The following is a 17,021-nucleotide window of genomic DNA, read 5'->3' as shown; positions in this document are numbered from 1 at the left end:
CGGACATGGATCAAAGCCACCTCAACATTGCCCGTGACACGGCGCAGACAATCGCGACGGACCGCTCGTTGTCGTTCCACGACCTGAAGGCGTCGTCGGCGCTCGATCTGCAATCCTATGATGTCGATCATTTCGGCGAAAGCGAGCGATATGCCGGCGCATCCAGCATGCCCTTGTCTGCCGGGGCGGTTGCGATCATGCGCGCAAGGCTGAGCCTGCCGACCCTGACGCTGTCGCTGGTGAAGACCTTTCCGCGGATCATTCGCGGTTATGATCTGGCGCATGCCGTCGCCGTGGTGGTGCCGATGGATCATGTGACCGCGACCCGTATCAACGGGCAGACAATCGATAGCTCCGTCGTCATCCTGAAGGGAGCTTCCGACTGTCTGGTCTATGAGCCGGAGGGGCGCCTGATGGCGGTTGCCTATTTCACGCCGCCCGCGCGCGAGCCTTGGGTGCGATTGAGTGACGGCTATCATTTGCTGAGCCCGGCATCGGACATGCTGGTCGCCCTGCGGGGCGTGATCTCCACCACGCTTGAAACCGCAGCCTACGATCCGGATGTGCTGGACGAGCCGGATTCGCGCGCCGTCGTCGAGCAATCATTGCTCAGCACGATGGAAGCCGCGATCCGGACGAGTGTTGATGGCAGATCCCTGCATGCCAAAACGGACAGCTATCAGCGCATCGTCGCGGAGATGGAAAGATTGATCCGGCGCGATCTGATGATCTGGCACAAGACGACAGAGCTGGCGGAGCAGACGGGCGTTTCGGTCCGGACGCTCCAGAGTGCGACCCAGGCCATCTGTGGCATGAGCCCGCATCGCTACAGCCGGGTCTTGCGCCTGTGGTCGGTGCGCAAGCAACTGCGCCTCGGCTCCGCAGGGCGCAGTGTGAAGTCCTGCGCGATTGCGCACGGCTTCTGGCATCTGAGCGAGTTCGCGGCGAGTTACAGGGCGGCCTTCGGCGAGCTGCCGTCCGAGACCCTGCACCGGTCGGTGCGCGGCGAATAGGTTAGCCCTGACGCCAATCGCCCAGGACCGCCTGCACCAGCGCCAGTGCGGCCACTGCGGCGGTATCGGCCCGCATGATCCGGGGGCCGAGCGCCAGCCGCAGGATTTTCGGCTGCCGCAGCAGCAGCGCGCGCTCCTCCTCGGCAAAGCCGCCTTCGGGACCGATCAGCACGTCGATGCCCGTTCCGGCCTCGCGCGCGTCCTGCAGGCTCTGAACGGCGTCCTGGATCTCTGCCGCCTCGTCGCAGAAGATGAGCAGCCGGCCTGCGGCGCGCTGGCTGAGGAAACGGTCCAGCGCCAGCGGCTCGGCGACGGTAGCGATGCTGAGGATGCCGCATTGCTCGGCCGCCTCGACGACATTGGCGCGCATCCGCTCGGTGTTGACCCGGGAGGCCTGGGTGAACCGGGTCAGGACAGGCTGAAGCGAGGCGGCGCCCATCTCGATGGCCTTCTGAACCATGTAATCGAGCCGGGCGTGCTTGAGCGGGGCGAAGACGTAGGCGAGGTCGGCCAGCCTGTCCTGCGGGCGGGTCTGCTGGAGGATGACGAGGCCATCCGGCCGCTTGCGGCCTTCGATCGCGGCCTGCCACTCTCCGTCGCGGCCGTTGAACGCCAGAACCTCGGCCCCGGCGGCCAGCCGCAGCACATTGCCGAGATAATTGCTCTGGTCGCGGTCGAGCGCGACCTTGGCGTCCTGGGCCAGGGGGGCGTCGACGAACAGGCGGGGACCGCGAAAATCGTAGGCAGGCATCGTTCAAAGGTCCGTTTTGCCGCACTTATTAACCGAAACCAGCCATTTCGGGGGTAAATATTGCCAAACCGGTGCGTCGGCGCGCCGCGCTCTTGCCCCATTCGACGGGTTGTTAAGGGCCGGCGGGAATCGTAAAATCGCCAGCACGCTGGTTGCGCTTCAATTGAGAAGACGCCGAACCCCGTAAGCTCCTGCCGGAGAGACTATCTTGATGATCCGTCATTTGATGGTTCCGATCACTGCCGCCATGGTCACCCTGGGTGCCGTGGGCGCTTGCGCCCAGGGCTTCCCCGCGCCGCTGCCTGGCCAGGCTCCAACGAGTTCCGCGTTTCCGCCCGTCAACGGCTCCGCGCCGTCCGCCTCGGTCGGTGCGGCCCCGCAAGGGTCGTTCCCCGTGAACGGCGCAGCGCCCGTGGGCGGCGCCGGTGCATTCAGCGCGGCCCCGCCGACGCAGGGCGGTCCCGGCGAGGATTGCATGAAGGCGTTCATGCCGCTGCGCGAGGACGCCGAGAAGCGCGGCAAGCTGATCAAGGCTGCGAGCGACCGTCATGCGCCGCCGGACGAAGCCTGCAAGCTGATTCGCAATTTCAGCCAGGCCGAGACGAAGATGATCAAATACGTCGAGACCAATGCCGCCAAATGCGGAATCCCGCCGCAGGTCGGCGCGCAGATGAAGGACGGCCACAAGAATACCGAGGCCATGGCGGCGAAGGTCTGCAACGTTGCGCAGCAGATGCAGAACCAGCCGCGCGCTGCGGCCGGCCCGTCGCTGAGCGAGGTGCTGGGTTCCGGCTCGGCGCCTGAGGCCAATGCCGGCAAGAAGGGCGGCAGCACCTTCGACACGCTCAACGGCAACGTCCTCACACGATGAGCGACACATCCGCCCGCGTTGCCGATTCCACCGGCAACTGGGTCGATACGCTCGCGCCGCGATGGGCGCGGCCTTACCTGCGTCTGTCGCGCTTCGACCGTCCGATCGGCTCCTGGCTCCTGCTGATGCCGTGCTGGTGGTCGGCCGCGCTCGCGGCCGGCATGGCGCACGATGTCCGCGGTCTGCCGCTCACCATCGTCCTGTTCTTCATCGGCGCCTTCGTCATGCGCGGGGCCGGCTGCACCTGGAACGACATCACCGACCGGGACCTCGACGACAAGGTCGAGCGCACCCGCTCTCGGCCGCTGCCATCGAGGCAGGTAACCACGAAGCAGGCGCTGATCTTCATGGTCGCGCAGGCGCTGACCGGCCTCATCGTGTTGCTCCAGTTCAACCGCTTCGCAATTGCGACGGGCATCGCCTCGCTGCTGATCGTTGCGATCTATCCCTTCATGAAGCGCATCACCTGGTGGCCGCAGATCGTGCTAGGGCTCGCCTTCTCTTGGGGCGCCTTGATGGGATTTGCCGTCACCTTCGGCCGCATCGAATTGACGGCGCTGGTGCTCTATGCGGGCGCGATTTCCTGGGTGATCGGCTATGACACGATCTACGCCCATCAGGATGCCGAGGACGATGCGCTGATCGGCATCAAATCCACCGCGCGCCTGTTCGGTGCGCATACGCACCAGGCGCTGATCTTGTTTTACGGGCTTGCGGTGATGCTGATCGGCGTCGCGCTGGCCTCAGGCGATGCGCGCTGGCCGGCCTGGCTCGGGCTTGCAGCGTTCGGCGCACATCTGGCGTCGCAGATCGTGCGCTTGAAGATCGACGATCCCGAGCTGTGCAAGAACCTGTTCTATTCGAACAAATATGCAGGCGCGCTGCTGTTTGCGGGATTGCTGGTCGACGCGGTGATGCGGACGTAGGTCTCGTAGGGTGGGCAAAGGCGCACTTGCGCCGTGCCCACGATCTTTCTCAATTCGATGGAGGAGGTGGGCACGCTTCGCTTTGCCCACCCTACGACACCTCAGTTCCGCGCGATAATCTCACGTTCTGCACGATGAACCGACAGCTCGCGCGACATCGCGGTGCGGCGGCGCATCAGGAATTTCGGACGGCGGGCGCGGATCGCGTTGCAGCGGCGACGGCGCGGTGCGGGCTTGCGGGCGCCTTCGTCGAGTTGCGGAAGAGCGAACAGCTCGCTCCAGATTGCCCAAGCCTCGTTGAGCTCGTCGCCGTCGGCGCTGACCAGCAGCGGAACGGACAGCGAGGGATCGCGATGCACGAGCACGAGGGTCTGCGCCTCGTCATTGCCGCGCAGTGCGACGCCGGTGAAGTCGCTGACGCGGACGTTGATCGCCATCTGCATGCCGCGGACGGCACGGCGCAGCACGACGCGTTCGCGATGAAGCTCGATCTGCCTGGTGTATCCGTCGGCGCGCGCATCGTGCGCGTCGAAGCGGACCGGAAGGGATAGAGGGTCGAGCCGCAGTGAGCGGCCCGACCCGTCGGGAGTGACCCCGCATGTAGCTGTTTGACGCCTCACGGCTTTAGTCTCCCCGCCAGGATTATGTTCCCGGTCGATGCGAGGACCATAGCGCGGCGGTTGCGGAAACCGCTTAAAAAGGCTGGTTAATCCAGCGTCACCGCCGCTCATGATTGACAAGACCTTGGCGCGCATGATTGACGAGACGTTGCGCGCAAGGTGCGAATCTGAGCCTTTTGTCGGCTGAATATGCTTGAAGTCCGCACCAATTGGGCACATCTGGTGGTCAGGGCAGGTCTCGCCCCGAAACCTCCCGCCGCAACAGGATTTCGTTTGTGAACCCTTCACCAAGCTCGGCGCTTTCGCCCCAAAGTTCGTCGCAAGCCAATCGCGACCTGTTCGATCAATCCGCGCTGTCGGATCTCGCGCAGCGGCTGGTCGAAGCGGCCAGGCGTGCCGGCGCCGATGCGGCCGATGCGGTCGCGGTGCGCGGCATCTCGCAAGGCGTCGAGGTGCGCGACGGCCGCGTCGAGGAATCCGAGCGGTCCGAGGGCGACGATGTCGGCCTGCGTGTGCTGGTCGGCCAGCGCCAGGCGGTGGTCTCGACCAACGACGCCAGCGGCGATGCCGTGACCAAGCTTGCCGAGCGCGCCGTCGCGATGGCGCGCGTCGCGCCTGATGACAAATATGTCGGCCTCGCGGATCCCGCGCTCCTCGCGCGCGATTTTCCGGATCTCGATCTGCTCGATCCGAATATTCCGGCGACCTCGGAGCTCGAGCGCCGCGCGCTCGAGGCCGAGGCAGCGGCGCTCGCGGTGAAGGGCGTGAGCAAATCCGGCGGTGCTTCGGCGTCTGCCGGCATGGGCGGCATGGTGCTCGTCACCAGCACCGGCTTCCACGGGTCTTATCTGCGTTCCAGCCAGGGCATCTCGGCGACTGCGATCGTCGGCGAGGGCACCGGCATGGAGCGCGATTACGATTTCACTTCAGCCCCGCATGGCGCCGATCTGCTGTCGCCTGAAGTCGTCGGCCGCTCCGCCGGCGAGCGCACCGTGGCGCGCTTCAATCCGCGCAAGGTCGAGACCTGCAAGGTGCCCGTCGTGTTCGATCCGCGCGTTGCCGGCTCGCTGGTCGGCCACGTCGTCGGCGCCATCAACGGCGCCTCGATCGCACGCAAGACCAGCTTCCTCAAGGACAAGCTCGGCCAGCAGCTGTTTGCCAAAAACATCCGCATCATCGACGATCCCCTGCGCAAGCGCGGCCTGCGCTCGCAGACCTTCGATGCCGAAGGCGTCGCGGTGAAGAAGACCGCGCTGATCGACGAGGGTGTGCTGACCACCTGGCTACTCGACTGCGCCACCGCGCGCGAGCTCGGCCTCACCACCACCGGCCATGCCCATCGCGGCGTCTCGTCCTCGCCGTCGCCGGGGCCGTACAATCTGCATCTCGAGCCCGGCACGCCCACGCCGGCCGAGCTGATCTCGGACATCAAGCAGGGTTTTTACGTCACCGACCTGATCGGCTCGGGCGTCAACGGCGTCACCGGCGATTACAGCCGCGGCGCCTCCGGCTTCTGGATCGAGAACGGCGAGCTCACCTATGCCGTCAGCGAAGTCACGATCGCGGGCCATCTGTTCGAGATCTTCAAGTCGATGCAGCCCGCGAACAATCTCGAGTTCCGCTACGGCGTCAATGCGCCGACGGTGCGCATCGAGGGTTTGACGCTTGGCGGACGTTGACGCGCACTCCCTCGAAACCATTCTGACGCGCGATGCCGCACTGCTGAGAGAGACGGTGCGGGATGCGGGCGCGCTCGCGCAGTCGATGTTCCGCACCGAGCTCAAGAAATGGACCAAGGGCGCGTCCTCGCCGGTGTCCGAAGCCGACATTGCCGTCAATGACCTGCTCGAATCGCGCCTGCGCGCGGCCACGCCCGATTATGGCTGGCTGTCGGAGGAAAGCGCCGACGACGCCTCGCGGCTGTCGCGGCGGCTGACATGGATCGTCGATCCCATCGACGGCACCCGCAACTATCTCAACGGCCATGACGAATGGTGCGTCAGCGTCGCGCTGGTCGAGGATGCCACTCCGGTGCTGGGGGCGGTGTTCGCGCCTGTGACCAACGAGTTCTTCTTCGCGGCCCGCGGGCAGGGCACCACGCTCAACGGCAGGGACGTGCGGGCGGCCGGCGGATCGGCACTCGACTTCGCCCGCGTCGCCGGCCCGAAGCCGATGGTGGAGCGGCTCAATACCGCGGGCGGCGACATCAAGCTGCATCCGCGAATCGGTTCGCTGGCGCTGCGGCTGTGCCGGGTCGCCGACGGCGTGCTGGATGCGGCTTTTGCGGGGGGCAACAGCCATGATTGGGACCTTGCGGCGGCCGATTTGATCGTGCAGGAAGCGGATGGTAGGATGAGCGACCTCTCCGGAGATCCCATTCTCTATAACCGCCGGGAAGTCACGCACGGGGTGCTGGTGGCAGCGGGGCGCGATCGTCATGCGGGCATTGTCGCGCATTTTCGAAATCGTCCCTTGGCCTAAGCGCACCCGCTTTGCTTCTCGAACACTGCTTTGCCGGGCAGCCCGTTAGGAACAGAACCCATGCCAGATAGTGCCCCGCAACAACTGCTGCATCTCGTGATCGGTGGCGAGCTGCTCGATCTCGAGCACAACACCTTCAAGAATCTCGACGACGTCGAGATCGTCGGCCTCTATCCGAACTATGCGACGGCCCACACCGCCTGGCGGGCCAAGGCGCAGAGCACGGTCGACAACGCGCAGATGCGCTACTTCATCGTCCATCTCCACCGGCTGCTCGACCCCAATCAAGAACCGGCGCGTTGAAAAAACTGCTTCGCAATACGCTGCGAAGCAGCTGGTTTCAGCGTGCCGTCGGGTTTCTGGCGGCCGAATATCTGCGTCTGGTCTGGCGGACCAACAGATTCACGTTCGATCCGCCCGACGTCTATGACATCGTCGAGCCGCAGATCCCCGCGATCTTCGCGTTCTGGCACGGCCAGCATTTCCTGACGCCCTTCATCAAGAACAAGGACTCCTACCGGGCCAAGGTTCTGATCTCCAGGCACCGCGACGGCGAGTTCAACGCGATCGCCGTCGAGCGGCTCGGCATCGGCCTCATCCGCGGCTCCGGCGACCATGGCGGCGCCTTCCACCGTAAGGGTGGGGTGGGGGCCTTCAGGGAAATGGTGCACACGCTCCAGGACGGTTGTAATGTCGCGCTGACCGCCGATGTTCCCAAGCGCTCGCGCGTGGCAGGCCTCGGCATTATCATGCTGGCACGGGAATCGGGGCGGCCGATCATGCCTTTCGCGATGGCGACCAGCCGCTTCATCCGGCTCAAGAACTGGGACCGCACCACCATCAACCTGCCGTTCGGGCGGGGCGCGCTGGTCGGCATCAAGGAAATCCATGTTCCCGCAGATGCCGATGCGGCCATGATGGAAACGCTGCGGCTGGAGCTGGAGGAGACGCTGAACGAGGCGACCCGCCGCGCCTATGCGCATCTCGGCCGTCCGGGACCTGAAGATGCCTAACTCGCTGCCCGGCTCGCTGCCGATGACGCTGCGGATGTACCGGCGCCTGGCGAGGGGCCTGGTGCCGCTCGCGCCGGCGCTGATCAAGCGGCGGCTGAAGCAGGGCAAGGAAGATCCCGCGCGCGTCGGCGAACGGCGGGGCCTGTCCCGTGACGTGCGCCCGCACGGCCCGCTGGTCTGGATCCACGGCGCCAGCGTCGGCGAGGTGCTCGCCGCGGCCGCGCTGATCGAGCGGCTGCGCGATCTCAATCTGCGCATCCTGCTCACCTCCGGCACCGTCACCTCGGCCGCCGTCGTCGCCAAACGTTTCCCGCCCGACGTCATCCATCAATACGTGCCGTATGATTCGCCGCGCTATGTCGCGCGCTTCCTCGACCACTGGAAGCCGTCGCTGGCGCTGTTCATCGAATCCGATCTGTGGCCGAACCTGATCCTGGCCGGTGCTGCGCGCCGCGTGCCGATGGTGCTGATCAACGGGCGGATGTCGCCGCGCTCCTTCCCGCGCTGGCGGCGCATGTACGGCACCATCTCGGCGCTGCTGTCGCGCTTCGACATCTGCCTGGCGCAGTCGAAGACCGATGCGGAGCGCTTCTCCGCGCTCGGCGGCCGCGACGTCGTCACCACCGGCAATCTCAAGCTCGACGTGCCGGCGCCGCCCGCCGATCCCGCCAAGCTCGAACGGCTGATGGCGATGACGCGCGGGCGTCCGATCATCGTCGCGGCCTCGACCCATCCGGGCGAGGACGAGATGCTGGTTGCCGCGCATCGCAGCCTCGTCGGTTTCTTCCCGCAGCTTCTGACGGTGATCGTGCCGCGGCATCCGGATCGCGGCTCGTCGATCGCAGGCCTGATCACGGCGTCGGGCCTCAAGCCCGCGCTGCGCTCGCGCGAGGAATTGCCGGGCACTGCCACCGACGTCTATGTCGCCGACACCATGGGCGAGCTCGGCCTGTTCTACCGCCTCTCGCCGGTCGTGTTCATGGGGGGATCGCTGATCCGCCACGGCGGCCAGAATCCGATCGAGGCGATCAAGCTCGGCGCCGCGATCGTCCACGGCCCGCATGTCTTCAATTTCGCCGACGTCTACGAGGCGCTCGATGGCCGCGGCGGCGCGCGCCAGGCCGACACGCAGGAGGCGCTGGTCAAGCAGCTTGGCCTGCTGCTGGCGGAGCCGACCGTGCGCGACAAGATGCAGCACGCAGGTTCAAGCGTCGTCGATGAGCTCGGCGGCGCGCTCAACCGCACCATGACGGCGCTCGAGCCGTATCTGTTGCAGCTGACGATCGAGATGGGAGCGGCCAATGCGTGAGCCGGCCTTCTGGTACCGGCCTCGCTCCTTCAAGTCGCATGCATTACGGCCGCTGGGTCTGCTCTACGGCGCGATCACCGAACGGCGCATGCTGCGCAAGGGCGTGGACGCCGGCATCCCCGTGATCTGCGTCGGCAACTACCATGTCGGCGGCGCCGGCAAGACCCCGACCGTGCTGGCGCTGACGAAGCTGCTGCGCGAGCTCGGCGAGACGCCGGTGGTGATCAGCCGCGGCTATGGCGGACGCCTGAGGGGTCCCGTGATGGTCGACCGCGAACGCCACACCGCTGCCGATGTCGGCGACGAGCCGCTGATGATGGTGCGCGACGTGCCCGTTGCAGTGGCACGCGATCGTCTCGAAGGCGTCGCGCTGGCGAAGTCGCAAGGCGCCACCGTGATCCTGATGGACGACGGTTTCCAGAATCCGCGCCTGCTCAAGGACACCTCGCTGATCGTGATCGACAGCGAGCGCGGTCTCGGCAACGGCAAGGTGTTTCCTGCAGGTCCCCTGCGCGCGCCGCTGAAGGCGCAGATCGCGCGCACCGACGCGCTGGTGATGATCGGCAACGGTCATGCCGCGGACGGCGTCGCAGCCGAGCTGGCCAAGCGCAACAAACCGGAGCTGCGCGCCCGCCTGAAGCCGGATGCAGCCTCGCTCGCGCAGCTGTTCGGCAAGAAGGTCTATGCCTTCGCCGGCATCGGCGATCCCCAGCGCTTCTTCCGCACGTTGCGCGCCGGCGGTATCGAGCTCGCGCGCACGCGCGCCTTCGCCGATCACCACATGTTCTCGCGCGACGAGATCGCCGCGATGGCGGCGGACGCCGGCCGCGACCAGCTCACGCTGGTGACGACGGAAAAGGACCTCGCGCGCCTGCGCGGGCGTGACGATGTGCCCGACACCATCGTGCCGTTCGCCGTGCAGCTCGAGTTCGACGATCCGGCCGCGCTGCGGCAGTTGATCAGCGATCATCTCTACAAGGCGCGCGAGCGGCGGTTTTCCAGACGCTGATCTCGTAGGGTGGGCAAAGCGAAGCGTGCCCACGGTCTCTTCATTGCGTGGTGACGTGGGCACGGCGCTACGCGCCTTTGCCCACCCTACGGCACCACCATTCAGGCGACATTCATCGCAAGGCTCCTATCGATCTCTGACGATCAGGAGAATTTGGTGAAACCGCCGCCCCTTACCTCACGACTGCGGCTTCGGCGCGCCGGGATAATGCCGCTGCAGCACGGCGGCAGGCGTGGCGTAAGCCTCTTGCAGATCCACGCTCCAGTATTTCAGCTCGTCGAGCGGAATCCGCGTGTCGGTGATCGCGCAGCGCACGAAGGTCCCCGGCGAGATCACGCGGAAGTCGCCGTCGAGATATTGCACCTGCGCTTCGCCATGGCCCGAGGGGCCGAACTTGTTCAGCACGGTCGAAAGTCTCCGTGGAAGGCCGCTCCCTGGAAAACCTTGTTCGGAAAACCTTGGAGGGCACGATGTGTTGGACGGGATGTAGCATAGATAGGGTGGCTTGTCCGCCCGGTAAACCCACCGGTTTGTGATGTTTTGGCGCCGTTCCCGCGTGATAGCGCTGAGCCGAAGGATCCTGCGGCAGAGTCCGATGCGCCCTCCGTTCACCGCTCTGTTCCTGACGCTGCTGATGGCGGCCGCGCACGCCGCGCCCGTGCCGCAGCAGGTCGACATTCCGCTGTCCTCGGGCGTGCTACATGCGCAGCTCTACAAGCCCGAAGGCGACGGGCCGTTTCCGACCGTGATCGCGCTGCACGGCTGCGGCGGTCTCGGTGGTGGTCATTCCGATCCCGTGCTGCCGCGCTATCGCGACTGGGCTGAGCGGCTGCTCAGATCGGGCAACGCCGTGCTGCTGCCTGACAGCTACGGCTCGCGCGAGCTCGGGCCGCAATGCCGCGTCAAGGAGATGCACGTCAAGGCGCGGCGCGAGCGCGTCGCCGACATCGCGGCCGCGCGCGCCTGGCTGATGAAGCAGGCCTGGGTGGCGCGCGACCGCGTCAGCCTGATGGGCTGGGCCAATGGCGCCAGCGCGCTGCTCTGGGCGGTGCGTCCGCAAAGCGCCGCGCGCGATGCGGGTCCGGATTTTCGTGCCGCGATCGCGTTCTATCCGGATTGCCGGATCTCCGCCGGTCTCGGCTGGAGCACGCGGGTGCCGACGCTGGTGCTGATCGGCGCCAATGACGATGTGTCGTCGCCGCAAGCCTGCCGCCAGATGGTGGAGGGCGCTTATGGCCGCAGCGCGCTCGCGCGCATCGTGGTCTATCCGGGCGCCTATCACGATTTCGACCGCGCCAACACGCCGCTGCACGCAGCCAGCGCCAGCGCCGATGCGGCCACACCCGAGCACGGCCATCTCGGCACCGACGCAGTCGCGCGCGCGGAGTCGCAGAAGGACGTCGCGGAGTGGCTGGCGCGGTAGTTTAGCCGAGCGGGCTCGCCGCGTAGTTCAGCCGAGCGGGCTCGCCGTGCCGTAGCTCGTGAGAAGCGAAGACGGGGCCGCCCGAGGAACAACGGTGCGGACAGCCCCGCATCGACCACCGCCCTGCACGGAGTATGGCCGACCGGAGAACTACGGATCGCGCGCGAATGCAGTTTCAATACATGGCCGCGCCTTAGTTCGACCACGATGTCGATTAAACGCAATCCTCATGCGCAATCGCTTCGCCCTGTTCGCCTCCGCACTCGTCGTCTTCACCGTCGCGGTCTTCCTGTTCGAAGCTCACGCCGGCGCGCAAATGCACGCGCCGGAACATTGCGGCTTCTGGACCACGATCGACGCGGGCTTGTCCTGCCGCTAGGGCGGGGCGACGCGCCGTCGCCACATACTCGCTGTCATCGCCCGGCTTGACCGGGCGATCCAGTACTCCGAGACGCCTGTGATTCATCGAGAGGCTGCGGCGTACTGGATTCCCCGCCTGCGCGGGGAATGACACCGGATGTGAAGCGCGGCTCCCGGCCTCAGAACAAATTACCCTGATCCACCGGCTTGCCCACGCGCTTCGGTGCCGGCTTGGCGTCCTGCGCGGCAGCCTTCGCCTGCGCCGGCGCACGCTTCGTCGTAGGCGCTGGCCGATCCGCATCCGCAGTCGCCGCCACGCGTCCATCCGCGAACTCGATCTCGACCCGCGCACCCGGCCCGATCGCATCCGCCGAATGCAGCGGATGTCCCGCCTCGTCCCGCACCAGCGCGAAGCCGCGGGCGAGCACGCCGCGATAGGACAGCGCCGAGAGCAGCTTGCCGCTGTTCTCGACGCGCGCATCGAGCCGACGCAGCAGCGTGACCAGCGCGCGGTTGGCGCGCTCGGCGAGGCGATGCGTGCGCTCGCGCTGGCGGGCGATCGCATTGCGCTGTGCCTGCGCATTCGACAGCTTTGAAGCGCGCAGCCGCACCTCGAGCCCCGCAAAGCGGTCGCGCCGTTGCCGCAGCAGCGAGCGCGCGGACAGGCCGAGCCGCTCGCCGCACACGGTGAGGCGGTGATCGGCCTGCGAGATCTGGCCGTGCAGCACGCGCAGCGTCAGTTTTGCGCCGGCCGCGGTGAACCTGCGGAAATGCGCATGCGTGTTGGCCTTGAGGCCACGGGGGAGCGACGCGCCCGCCGAATCCAGCCGCTGCCGCGGGATCGCCAGGAGATCGCCGGCCGACGGCAGCGCGCGTGCGGCGGCGCGCAGCTCGTTGCGGCGGCTTTCATGGGCGCGCAGCCAATAGGCATGGGTGCGGCGCCCGAGATCGGCGACCTCCACGAACAGATCGCTGCGCACCGGCACGGCCATTTCGGCCGCGGCCGTCGGCGTCGGCGCGCGCTTGTCGGCGACGAAATCGATCAGCGTGATGTCGGTCTCATGCCCCACCGCCGAGATCAGCGGGATCATGCTCTCGGCCGCCGCGCGGACCACAATCTCCTCGTTGAACGACCAGAGATCCTCCAGCGAGCCGCCGCCGCGCGCGACGATCAGCACGTCAGGCCGCGGAATCTTGCCGCCCTCAGGCAGCGCATTGAAGCCGCGGATCGCGGCCGCGACCTGCTCGGCCGAGCCTTCGCCCTGAACCTTCACCGGCCACACCAGCACGTGGCGGGGAAAGCGGTCCTCCAGCCGGTGCAGGATGTCGCGGATCACGGCGCCGGTCGGCGAGGTCACGACGCCGATCACCTCCGGCAGCCAGGGCAGCAGCTGCTTGCGCGCCTCGTCGAACAGGCCTTCGGCGGCGAGCTTCTTCTTGCGCTCCTCCATCAGCGCCATCAGCGCGCCGATGCCGGCCGGCTCCAGCGCCTCGATCACGATCTGGTATTTCGAGGAGCCCGGATAGGTCGTCAGCTTGCCGGTGGCGATGACCTCGAGCCCCTCCTGGGGCTTGAAGCGCATGCGGCCGTGCACGCCCTTCCAGATCACCGCCTCGATCTTGGCGCTCTCGTCCTTGAGCGCGAAATAGCAATGACCGGAGGAATGGGCGCCACGGAACCCCGAGATCTCACCGCGGACCCGGACATGGCCATAGGTGTCCTCCACCGTCCGCTTCAGGGACTGCGAGAGCTCGAAGACGGTGAATTCGGGGGCGTTGTTCAGTTGTTCCGCAGGCGGCATCGGCACACGATTCGGCATTTTGGGGTTCGGACCCGCTGTTTAAGGATTTTCGCCGCGCGGCGCCAATTATTCCGGGCGCGCTCCCCTCTCTCCGCCGTCATTCCGGGGCGCGCCCCTTGGCGCGAGCCCGGAATCCATACGCGCGATGGTGGTTATGGATTCCGGGCTCGCGGCTTCGCCGCGCCCCGGAATGACGGGGAGTGTGGGGCGTTCCCCTTGAGACCCGAGGCGCTCCGCGCTCTTCGAATCCGGCACTCCCCCGGCGCGCCTTGACTCACGTCAGATTTCATATATGCAATATAAAAATCATATATGAAATATAAGGGAGCCGAACCCCATGACCGATGCGATCACCGATCCCAACGATCCGCGTCGACGCGTGTTCGGCGACTACCGGCTCAAGCCGAACAGCGGGGTCAATCCGCCCTATTCGCCGGCCTATCCCGTCGAGTGGGGCTGCACCCTGCGGACCGTCGAGATCATGACCCGCGTCGCGCCGGGCAAGGTCGCAACGCTGCTTGGCGACACGCCGTTCGAGATCGCGAGCGATCGCGTCGCCTTTCGCTTCATGCGCTCGCCCGGCCATTCCCTCGCCGTGCAGGCGGGAGAGATGTTCGATCTGATGATCTCCGTGCCGGTTCGGTACAAGGGGCTGTTCACCGAGACGCATATCTTCATGTATTGCAGCGATCCCATGGGGATCTGCGCAGGGCGCGAGGTGTTCGGCTACACCAAGAAGGACGCCCATTACGCCTTCGATGAGCATCCGGACGGATCGATCAGCGGATGGGTCCGGCGCCGCGGCATTCCGCTCGCCGAATTTTCCTTCACGCCGGATGCGTCCGCGCCGGTGGTCCGGATCGTCGACGGCGATCAGTTGCCCGCCGGTGAAATCCACGTGCGCCGCCTGCCGCATCCCGAACGTCTCGCCACGGCCTATGCGGACATCGTCTATCGCCGCACACCCCTGACGTACTCGGCGCCGCTGCCGGGCCGCGCCTCCATGACCCTGCACGCCAGCGAGTACGATCCCATCGCCGACCTCGATCCGGAAATTCTCGGCGCGCACTTCATGGTGTCGGAGGTCTATGGCGGAGGATTTGAGGTCGAGGACCGGCGGCTCATCGAGCGGCTGACGCCGTAACGACAATACCAGCCCGCGCGCAAAGCACGTGCGGGCGGCAAAAGCCGTGCGAGAACGCACGGGCTTAACAAGGGAGGGGTTGGAGATGGTCAGGCGATATCAGGTGAGCCGCCGGCGGCTGCTGGCGGGTGCCGGCAGCCTTGCGTTGGTCATGACGGGGCTCGGTGCGTACGCGCAGGAGGCAAAACCGCTCCGCATCGGCGTGCTGACGGACATGTCCAGCCTCTATGCCGACGTCACTGGTGCGGGCTCGCTGCTGGCCGCCAGGATGGCGGTCGAGGATTTTCAGGCGTCGGCCCACAAGATGACCAGGCCGATCGAGGTCATCAGCGGCGACCACATGAACAAGGCCGATGTGGGGGCCAACATCGCGCGCGAGTGGATCGATCGCCAAAGTGTCGACGTCATCGTCGATGCGCCCAATTCGGCCGTCGCCCTCGCGGTGCGCAATGTCGTGCAGCAGAACAACAAGACGCTGCTGGTTTCGGGCGCCTCCTCGTCCGACCTGACCGGCAAGTCCTGCTCGCCCAATCTCGTGCACTGGACCTACGATACCTACGCGCTTTCGTCGGGTGTCGCGCGCGCGGTCGTCGAGAGCGGCGGCAAGAGCTGGTTCCTGCTCACCGCGGATTACGCGTTCGGGCATGCCATGGAAGGCGACATCAAGACTGTCGTGCAGAAGTCCGGCGGCAAAGTCCTCGGCGGGGTTCGCACGCCGATCAACACACAGGACTTCTCCTCCTTCCTGTTGCAGGCCCAGTCGTCGAAGTCGGAGATCATCGCGTTGGTCAACGCCGGCGGCGACACCATCAATTCGATCAAGCAGGCGGTGGAGTTCGGCATCCCACAGGGAGGCCAGCGCGTGGTCGCGACGGTGCTCTATCTCAGCGACGTGCATTCGCTCGGCTTGAAGATTGCGCAGGGGCTGCAGTTCACCGAAGCCTTCTACTGGGATCTGAACGACGATACCCGCGCCTGGACCAAGCGATTTGCGCCGCGCAACAACGGCCGCTACCCGACCGCGCTGCATGCCGGCGCCTATGCAACGACCCTGCATTACCTCAAGGCGGTCGATGCGCTCGGCGCCTCCAGCGACGGCAAGGCCGTCGTGGAAGCCATGAAGAAGCTGCCGACCGACGATCCGTTGTTCGGCAAGGGCAGCGTCCGCGCGGACGGCCGCAAACTGCACAACATGTATCTGTTCGAGGTGAAGACGCCCGCGGACTCCAAATATCCCTGGGACTATTACAAGCTGGTCAAGACCATTCCACCGTCGGAGGCCTGGCGGCCGCTGGAGGAGGGCGGCTGCGAGTTCGTGAAGTCATGACCGCGGGAGGCCGGCGACCGGTGGCGCTCGTCACCGGCGGCGGGGGCGATATCGGACGCGCCATTGTGCTGAGGCTGGCGCAGATGAGCGATGCGGTCGCAATCGTCGATCGCGACGAAGCCGCGGCCAACGCCAGCGCGCGTCTTGTCGAGCAAGCCGGCGGCAGAGCGCTCGCCATCCGCGCAGACGTGTCGAGCGCCCGCGATACCGCGGCCTTCGTCGAGGCGGTCGAGGAACGGCTGGGGCCGATCGGCATCTTTGCCAACAACGCGGGCATCGAGGGCGTCGTCGCTCCCCTCCACGAATATCCGGACGAGACATTCGACCGGTTGCTGCAGGTCAACGTGAAAGGGGTCTTTCTCGGCCTCAAGCATGTGCTCGCAAGGATGACGCAACGTGGCGCGGGTGCGATCATCAACACCGCTTCGACGTCGGCGATCCGCGGCCGGGCAGGGCTCGCCGGCTATGTCGCGTCCAAGCACGCCGTGCTTGGACTGACCCGCACCGCAGCGCTGGAGGTGAGTGGAACGAAGATCAGGGTCAATGCGGTTCTGCCCGGACCGGTCGAGTCGCGCATGATCCGCGAATTGGAAGGCCAGGCGCGCGACAACGCCGTTGCGCTACGCCGAAACGGCGAAGTTGCCCGCGGGCGGCCGCAGGACGTCGCCAATGTCGTGGCTTTTCTTTCGTCCGACGAGGCCGCCCATGTCAATGGCGCAGCCTGGGTCGTCGACGGTGGAATGACCGTGGCCTAGGCAAGGCCATCATGTGTGAAGAAAAACGTGCCTGGCAGTTTGCCCGCGGCGCATCCTTCGAGACGCCCGCCTGCGGCGTGCCCTCAGGATGAGGTTGTGCGTTGCGGCGAGATCTTAGACCCTCATGGTGAGGAGCCCGCCGCAGGCGGGCGTCTCGAACCATGCAGGCCCGGCTCAGCCCGCAACTTCCCAGTGCCACATGCCGGCAGCCCTCGTT

18 protein-coding genes are annotated in these 17,021 nt (G+C 66.3%); 14 read left to right on the top strand and 4 right to left on the bottom strand.

Translation table 11 applies throughout. The features are described from left to right. Window positions 1–5: 5 nt before the first annotated feature. Window positions 6–1,013 (top strand): helix-turn-helix domain-containing protein, encoded by a 1,008-nt coding sequence (locus AB7532_RS30130; RefSeq protein WP_441238306.1) that lies wholly within the window; start codon window positions 6–8, stop codon window positions 1,011–1,013. A 1-nt stretch (window position 1,014) separates the two neighbouring features. On the opposite strand, the gene AB7532_RS30125 is transcribed toward AB7532_RS30130, so the two are convergent. Continuing rightward, complete coding sequence (locus AB7532_RS30125) at window positions 1,015–1,764, bottom strand: 16S rRNA (uracil(1498)-N(3))-methyltransferase (RefSeq protein ID WP_441238305.1); 750 nt, start codon at window positions 1,762–1,764, stop codon at window positions 1,015–1,017. Between the two features lie 211 nt (window positions 1,765–1,975). Here AB7532_RS30125 and AB7532_RS30120 point away from each other — a divergent pair, with 211 nt between their 5' ends. Both AB7532_RS30120 and ubiA read left to right on the top strand, forming a co-directional pair. Next, window positions 1,976–2,635, top strand: a complete 660-nt coding sequence (locus AB7532_RS30120) for a hypothetical protein (protein WP_441238304.1) — start codon at window positions 1,976–1,978, stop codon at window positions 2,633–2,635. Next, entirely contained in the window at window positions 2,632–3,561 is a 930-nt protein-coding gene (gene ubiA / locus AB7532_RS30115) for a 4-hydroxybenzoate octaprenyltransferase (protein ID WP_441238303.1), read from the top strand. The genes AB7532_RS30120 and ubiA overlap by 4 nt, the downstream gene beginning before the upstream one ends. Window positions 3,562–3,662: 101 nt before the next feature. On the opposite strand, the gene AB7532_RS30110 is transcribed toward ubiA, so the two are convergent. Further along, window positions 3,663–4,181 carry a DUF6101 family protein gene (locus AB7532_RS30110; protein ID WP_441239382.1) on the bottom strand — a complete coding sequence of 173 codons (519 nt, stop codon included), beginning with the start codon at window positions 4,179–4,181 and terminating at the stop codon, window positions 3,663–3,665. 275 nt (window positions 4,182–4,456) lie between these two features. On the opposite strand from AB7532_RS30110, the gene AB7532_RS30105 reads away from it, so the two are divergent. Genes AB7532_RS30105 through lpxK form a run of 6 tightly spaced genes read left to right on the top strand, consistent with a single transcriptional unit; the run spans window position 4,457 to window position 9,993 of the window. Further along, complete coding sequence (locus tag AB7532_RS30105; protein ID WP_441238302.1) at window positions 4,457–5,860, top strand: TldD/PmbA family protein; 1,404 nt, start codon at window positions 4,457–4,459, stop codon at window positions 5,858–5,860. Then, entirely contained in the window at window positions 5,847–6,662 is an 816-nt protein-coding gene (locus AB7532_RS30100; protein ID WP_441238301.1) for a 3'(2'),5'-bisphosphate nucleotidase CysQ, read from the top strand. Before AB7532_RS30105 ends, AB7532_RS30100 begins: the two co-directional genes overlap by 14 nt. 60 nt (window positions 6,663–6,722) lie before the next feature. Then, on the top strand, window positions 6,723–6,965 hold the full coding sequence (locus AB7532_RS30095) for a DUF4170 domain-containing protein (protein ID WP_092029456.1): 243 nt from the start codon (window positions 6,723–6,725) through the stop codon (window positions 6,963–6,965). Continuing rightward, entirely contained in the window at window positions 6,962–7,675 is a 714-nt protein-coding gene (locus tag AB7532_RS30090; protein ID WP_441238300.1) for a lysophospholipid acyltransferase family protein, read from the top strand. Before AB7532_RS30095 ends, AB7532_RS30090 begins: the two co-directional genes overlap by 4 nt. After that, window positions 7,638–8,984 carry a 3-deoxy-D-manno-octulosonic acid transferase gene (locus tag AB7532_RS30085; RefSeq protein ID WP_441238299.1) on the top strand — a complete coding sequence of 449 codons (1,347 nt, stop codon included), beginning with the start codon at window positions 7,638–7,640 and terminating at the stop codon, window positions 8,982–8,984. Before AB7532_RS30090 ends, AB7532_RS30085 begins: the two co-directional genes overlap by 38 nt. Then, the gene (gene lpxK, locus AB7532_RS30080; RefSeq protein ID WP_441238298.1) at window positions 8,977–9,993 is read left to right on the top strand and encodes a tetraacyldisaccharide 4'-kinase; all 1,017 of its coding nucleotides are present in this window, start codon (window positions 8,977–8,979) and stop codon (window positions 9,991–9,993) included. Before AB7532_RS30085 ends, lpxK begins: the two co-directional genes overlap by 8 nt. Before the next feature lie 177 nt (window positions 9,994–10,170). On the opposite strand, the gene AB7532_RS30075 is transcribed toward lpxK, so the two are convergent. Then, on the bottom strand, window positions 10,171–10,398 hold the full coding sequence (locus tag AB7532_RS30075; RefSeq protein ID WP_441238297.1) for a DUF2093 domain-containing protein: 228 nt from the start codon (window positions 10,396–10,398) through the stop codon (window positions 10,171–10,173). A 190-nt stretch (window positions 10,399–10,588) separates the two neighbouring features. Here AB7532_RS30075 and AB7532_RS30070 point away from each other — a divergent pair, with 190 nt between their 5' ends. Together AB7532_RS30070 and AB7532_RS30065 are read left to right on the top strand one after the other, a co-directional pair. After that, window positions 10,589–11,416: a dienelactone hydrolase family protein gene (locus tag AB7532_RS30070; protein WP_441238296.1), complete on the top strand. Its 828-nt coding sequence runs from the start codon at window positions 10,589–10,591 to the stop codon at window positions 11,414–11,416. Window positions 11,417–11,645: 229 nt separating this feature from the next. Then, window positions 11,646–11,795 (top strand): hypothetical protein, encoded by a 150-nt coding sequence (locus AB7532_RS30065; RefSeq protein ID WP_441238295.1) that lies wholly within the window; start codon window positions 11,646–11,648, stop codon window positions 11,793–11,795. Window positions 11,796–11,955: 160 nt separating this feature from the next. Here AB7532_RS30065 and xseA read toward each other — a convergent pair whose 3' ends face one another. Beyond that, window positions 11,956–13,578 (bottom strand): exodeoxyribonuclease VII large subunit, encoded by a 1,623-nt coding sequence (gene xseA / locus AB7532_RS30060; protein WP_441239381.1) that lies wholly within the window; start codon window positions 13,576–13,578, stop codon window positions 11,956–11,958. A 337-nt stretch (window positions 13,579–13,915) separates the two neighbouring features. Between xseA and AB7532_RS30055 the strand changes: the two genes are divergently transcribed. The 3 genes from AB7532_RS30055 to AB7532_RS30045 all read left to right on the top strand — a co-directional run bounded on the left by AB7532_RS30055 (window position 13,916) and on the right by AB7532_RS30045 (window position 16,804). Further along, a complete protein-coding gene (locus tag AB7532_RS30055; protein WP_441238294.1) occupies window positions 13,916–14,722 on the top strand; it encodes an acetoacetate decarboxylase family protein in 807 nt (268 codons plus the stop codon). Between the two features lie 85 nt (window positions 14,723–14,807). After that, window positions 14,808–16,049: an ABC transporter substrate-binding protein gene (locus AB7532_RS30050; RefSeq protein WP_441238293.1), complete on the top strand. Its 1,242-nt coding sequence runs from the start codon at window positions 14,808–14,810 to the stop codon at window positions 16,047–16,049. Next, complete coding sequence (locus AB7532_RS30045; RefSeq protein WP_441238292.1) at window positions 16,046–16,804, top strand: SDR family NAD(P)-dependent oxidoreductase; 759 nt, start codon at window positions 16,046–16,048, stop codon at window positions 16,802–16,804. The genes AB7532_RS30050 and AB7532_RS30045 overlap by 4 nt, the downstream gene beginning before the upstream one ends. Window positions 16,805–17,021: the final 217 nt, after the last annotated feature.

The organism is Bradyrhizobium sp. 930_D9_N1_4 (genome assembly GCF_052076015.1).
Classification (GTDB): domain Bacteria; phylum Pseudomonadota; class Alphaproteobacteria; order Rhizobiales; family Xanthobacteraceae; genus Bradyrhizobium.
The sequence above is the reverse complement of the archived record's forward strand: the minus strand, read 5'-3'. Positions and strand labels throughout refer to the sequence as shown.

Excerpts from the sequence above, each read along its gene's own strand:
- AB7532_RS30130 (WP_441238306.1), top strand. The coding sequence starts at position 6 with ATGGATCAAAGCCACCTCAACATTGCCCGTGACACGGCGCAGACAATC.
- AB7532_RS30125 (WP_441238305.1), bottom strand. The coding sequence starts at position 1,764 with ATGCCTGCCTACGATTTTCGCGGTCCCCGCCTGTTCGTCGACGCCCCC.
- AB7532_RS30120 (WP_441238304.1), top strand. The coding sequence starts at position 1,976 with ATGATCCGTCATTTGATGGTTCCGATCACTGCCGCCATGGTCACCCTG.
- ubiA (WP_441238303.1), top strand. The coding sequence starts at position 2,632 with ATGAGCGACACATCCGCCCGCGTTGCCGATTCCACCGGCAACTGGGTC.
- AB7532_RS30095 (WP_092029456.1), top strand. The coding sequence starts at position 6,723 with ATGCCAGATAGTGCCCCGCAACAACTGCTGCATCTCGTGATCGGTGGC.
- AB7532_RS30085 (WP_441238299.1), top strand. The coding sequence starts at position 7,638 with ATGCGCATCTCGGCCGTCCGGGACCTGAAGATGCCTAACTCGCTGCCC.
- lpxK (WP_441238298.1), top strand. The coding sequence starts at position 8,977 with ATGCGTGAGCCGGCCTTCTGGTACCGGCCTCGCTCCTTCAAGTCGCAT.
- AB7532_RS30070 (WP_441238296.1), top strand. The coding sequence starts at position 10,589 with ATGCGCCCTCCGTTCACCGCTCTGTTCCTGACGCTGCTGATGGCGGCC.
- AB7532_RS30065 (WP_441238295.1), top strand. The coding sequence starts at position 11,646 with ATGCGCAATCGCTTCGCCCTGTTCGCCTCCGCACTCGTCGTCTTCACC.
- xseA (WP_441239381.1), bottom strand. The coding sequence starts at position 13,578 with ATGCCGCCTGCGGAACAACTGAACAACGCCCCCGAATTCACCGTCTTC.
- AB7532_RS30055 (WP_441238294.1), top strand. The coding sequence starts at position 13,916 with ATGACCGATGCGATCACCGATCCCAACGATCCGCGTCGACGCGTGTTC.
- AB7532_RS30050 (WP_441238293.1), top strand. The coding sequence starts at position 14,808 with ATGGTCAGGCGATATCAGGTGAGCCGCCGGCGGCTGCTGGCGGGTGCC.
- AB7532_RS30045 (WP_441238292.1), top strand. The coding sequence starts at position 16,046 with ATGACCGCGGGAGGCCGGCGACCGGTGGCGCTCGTCACCGGCGGCGGG.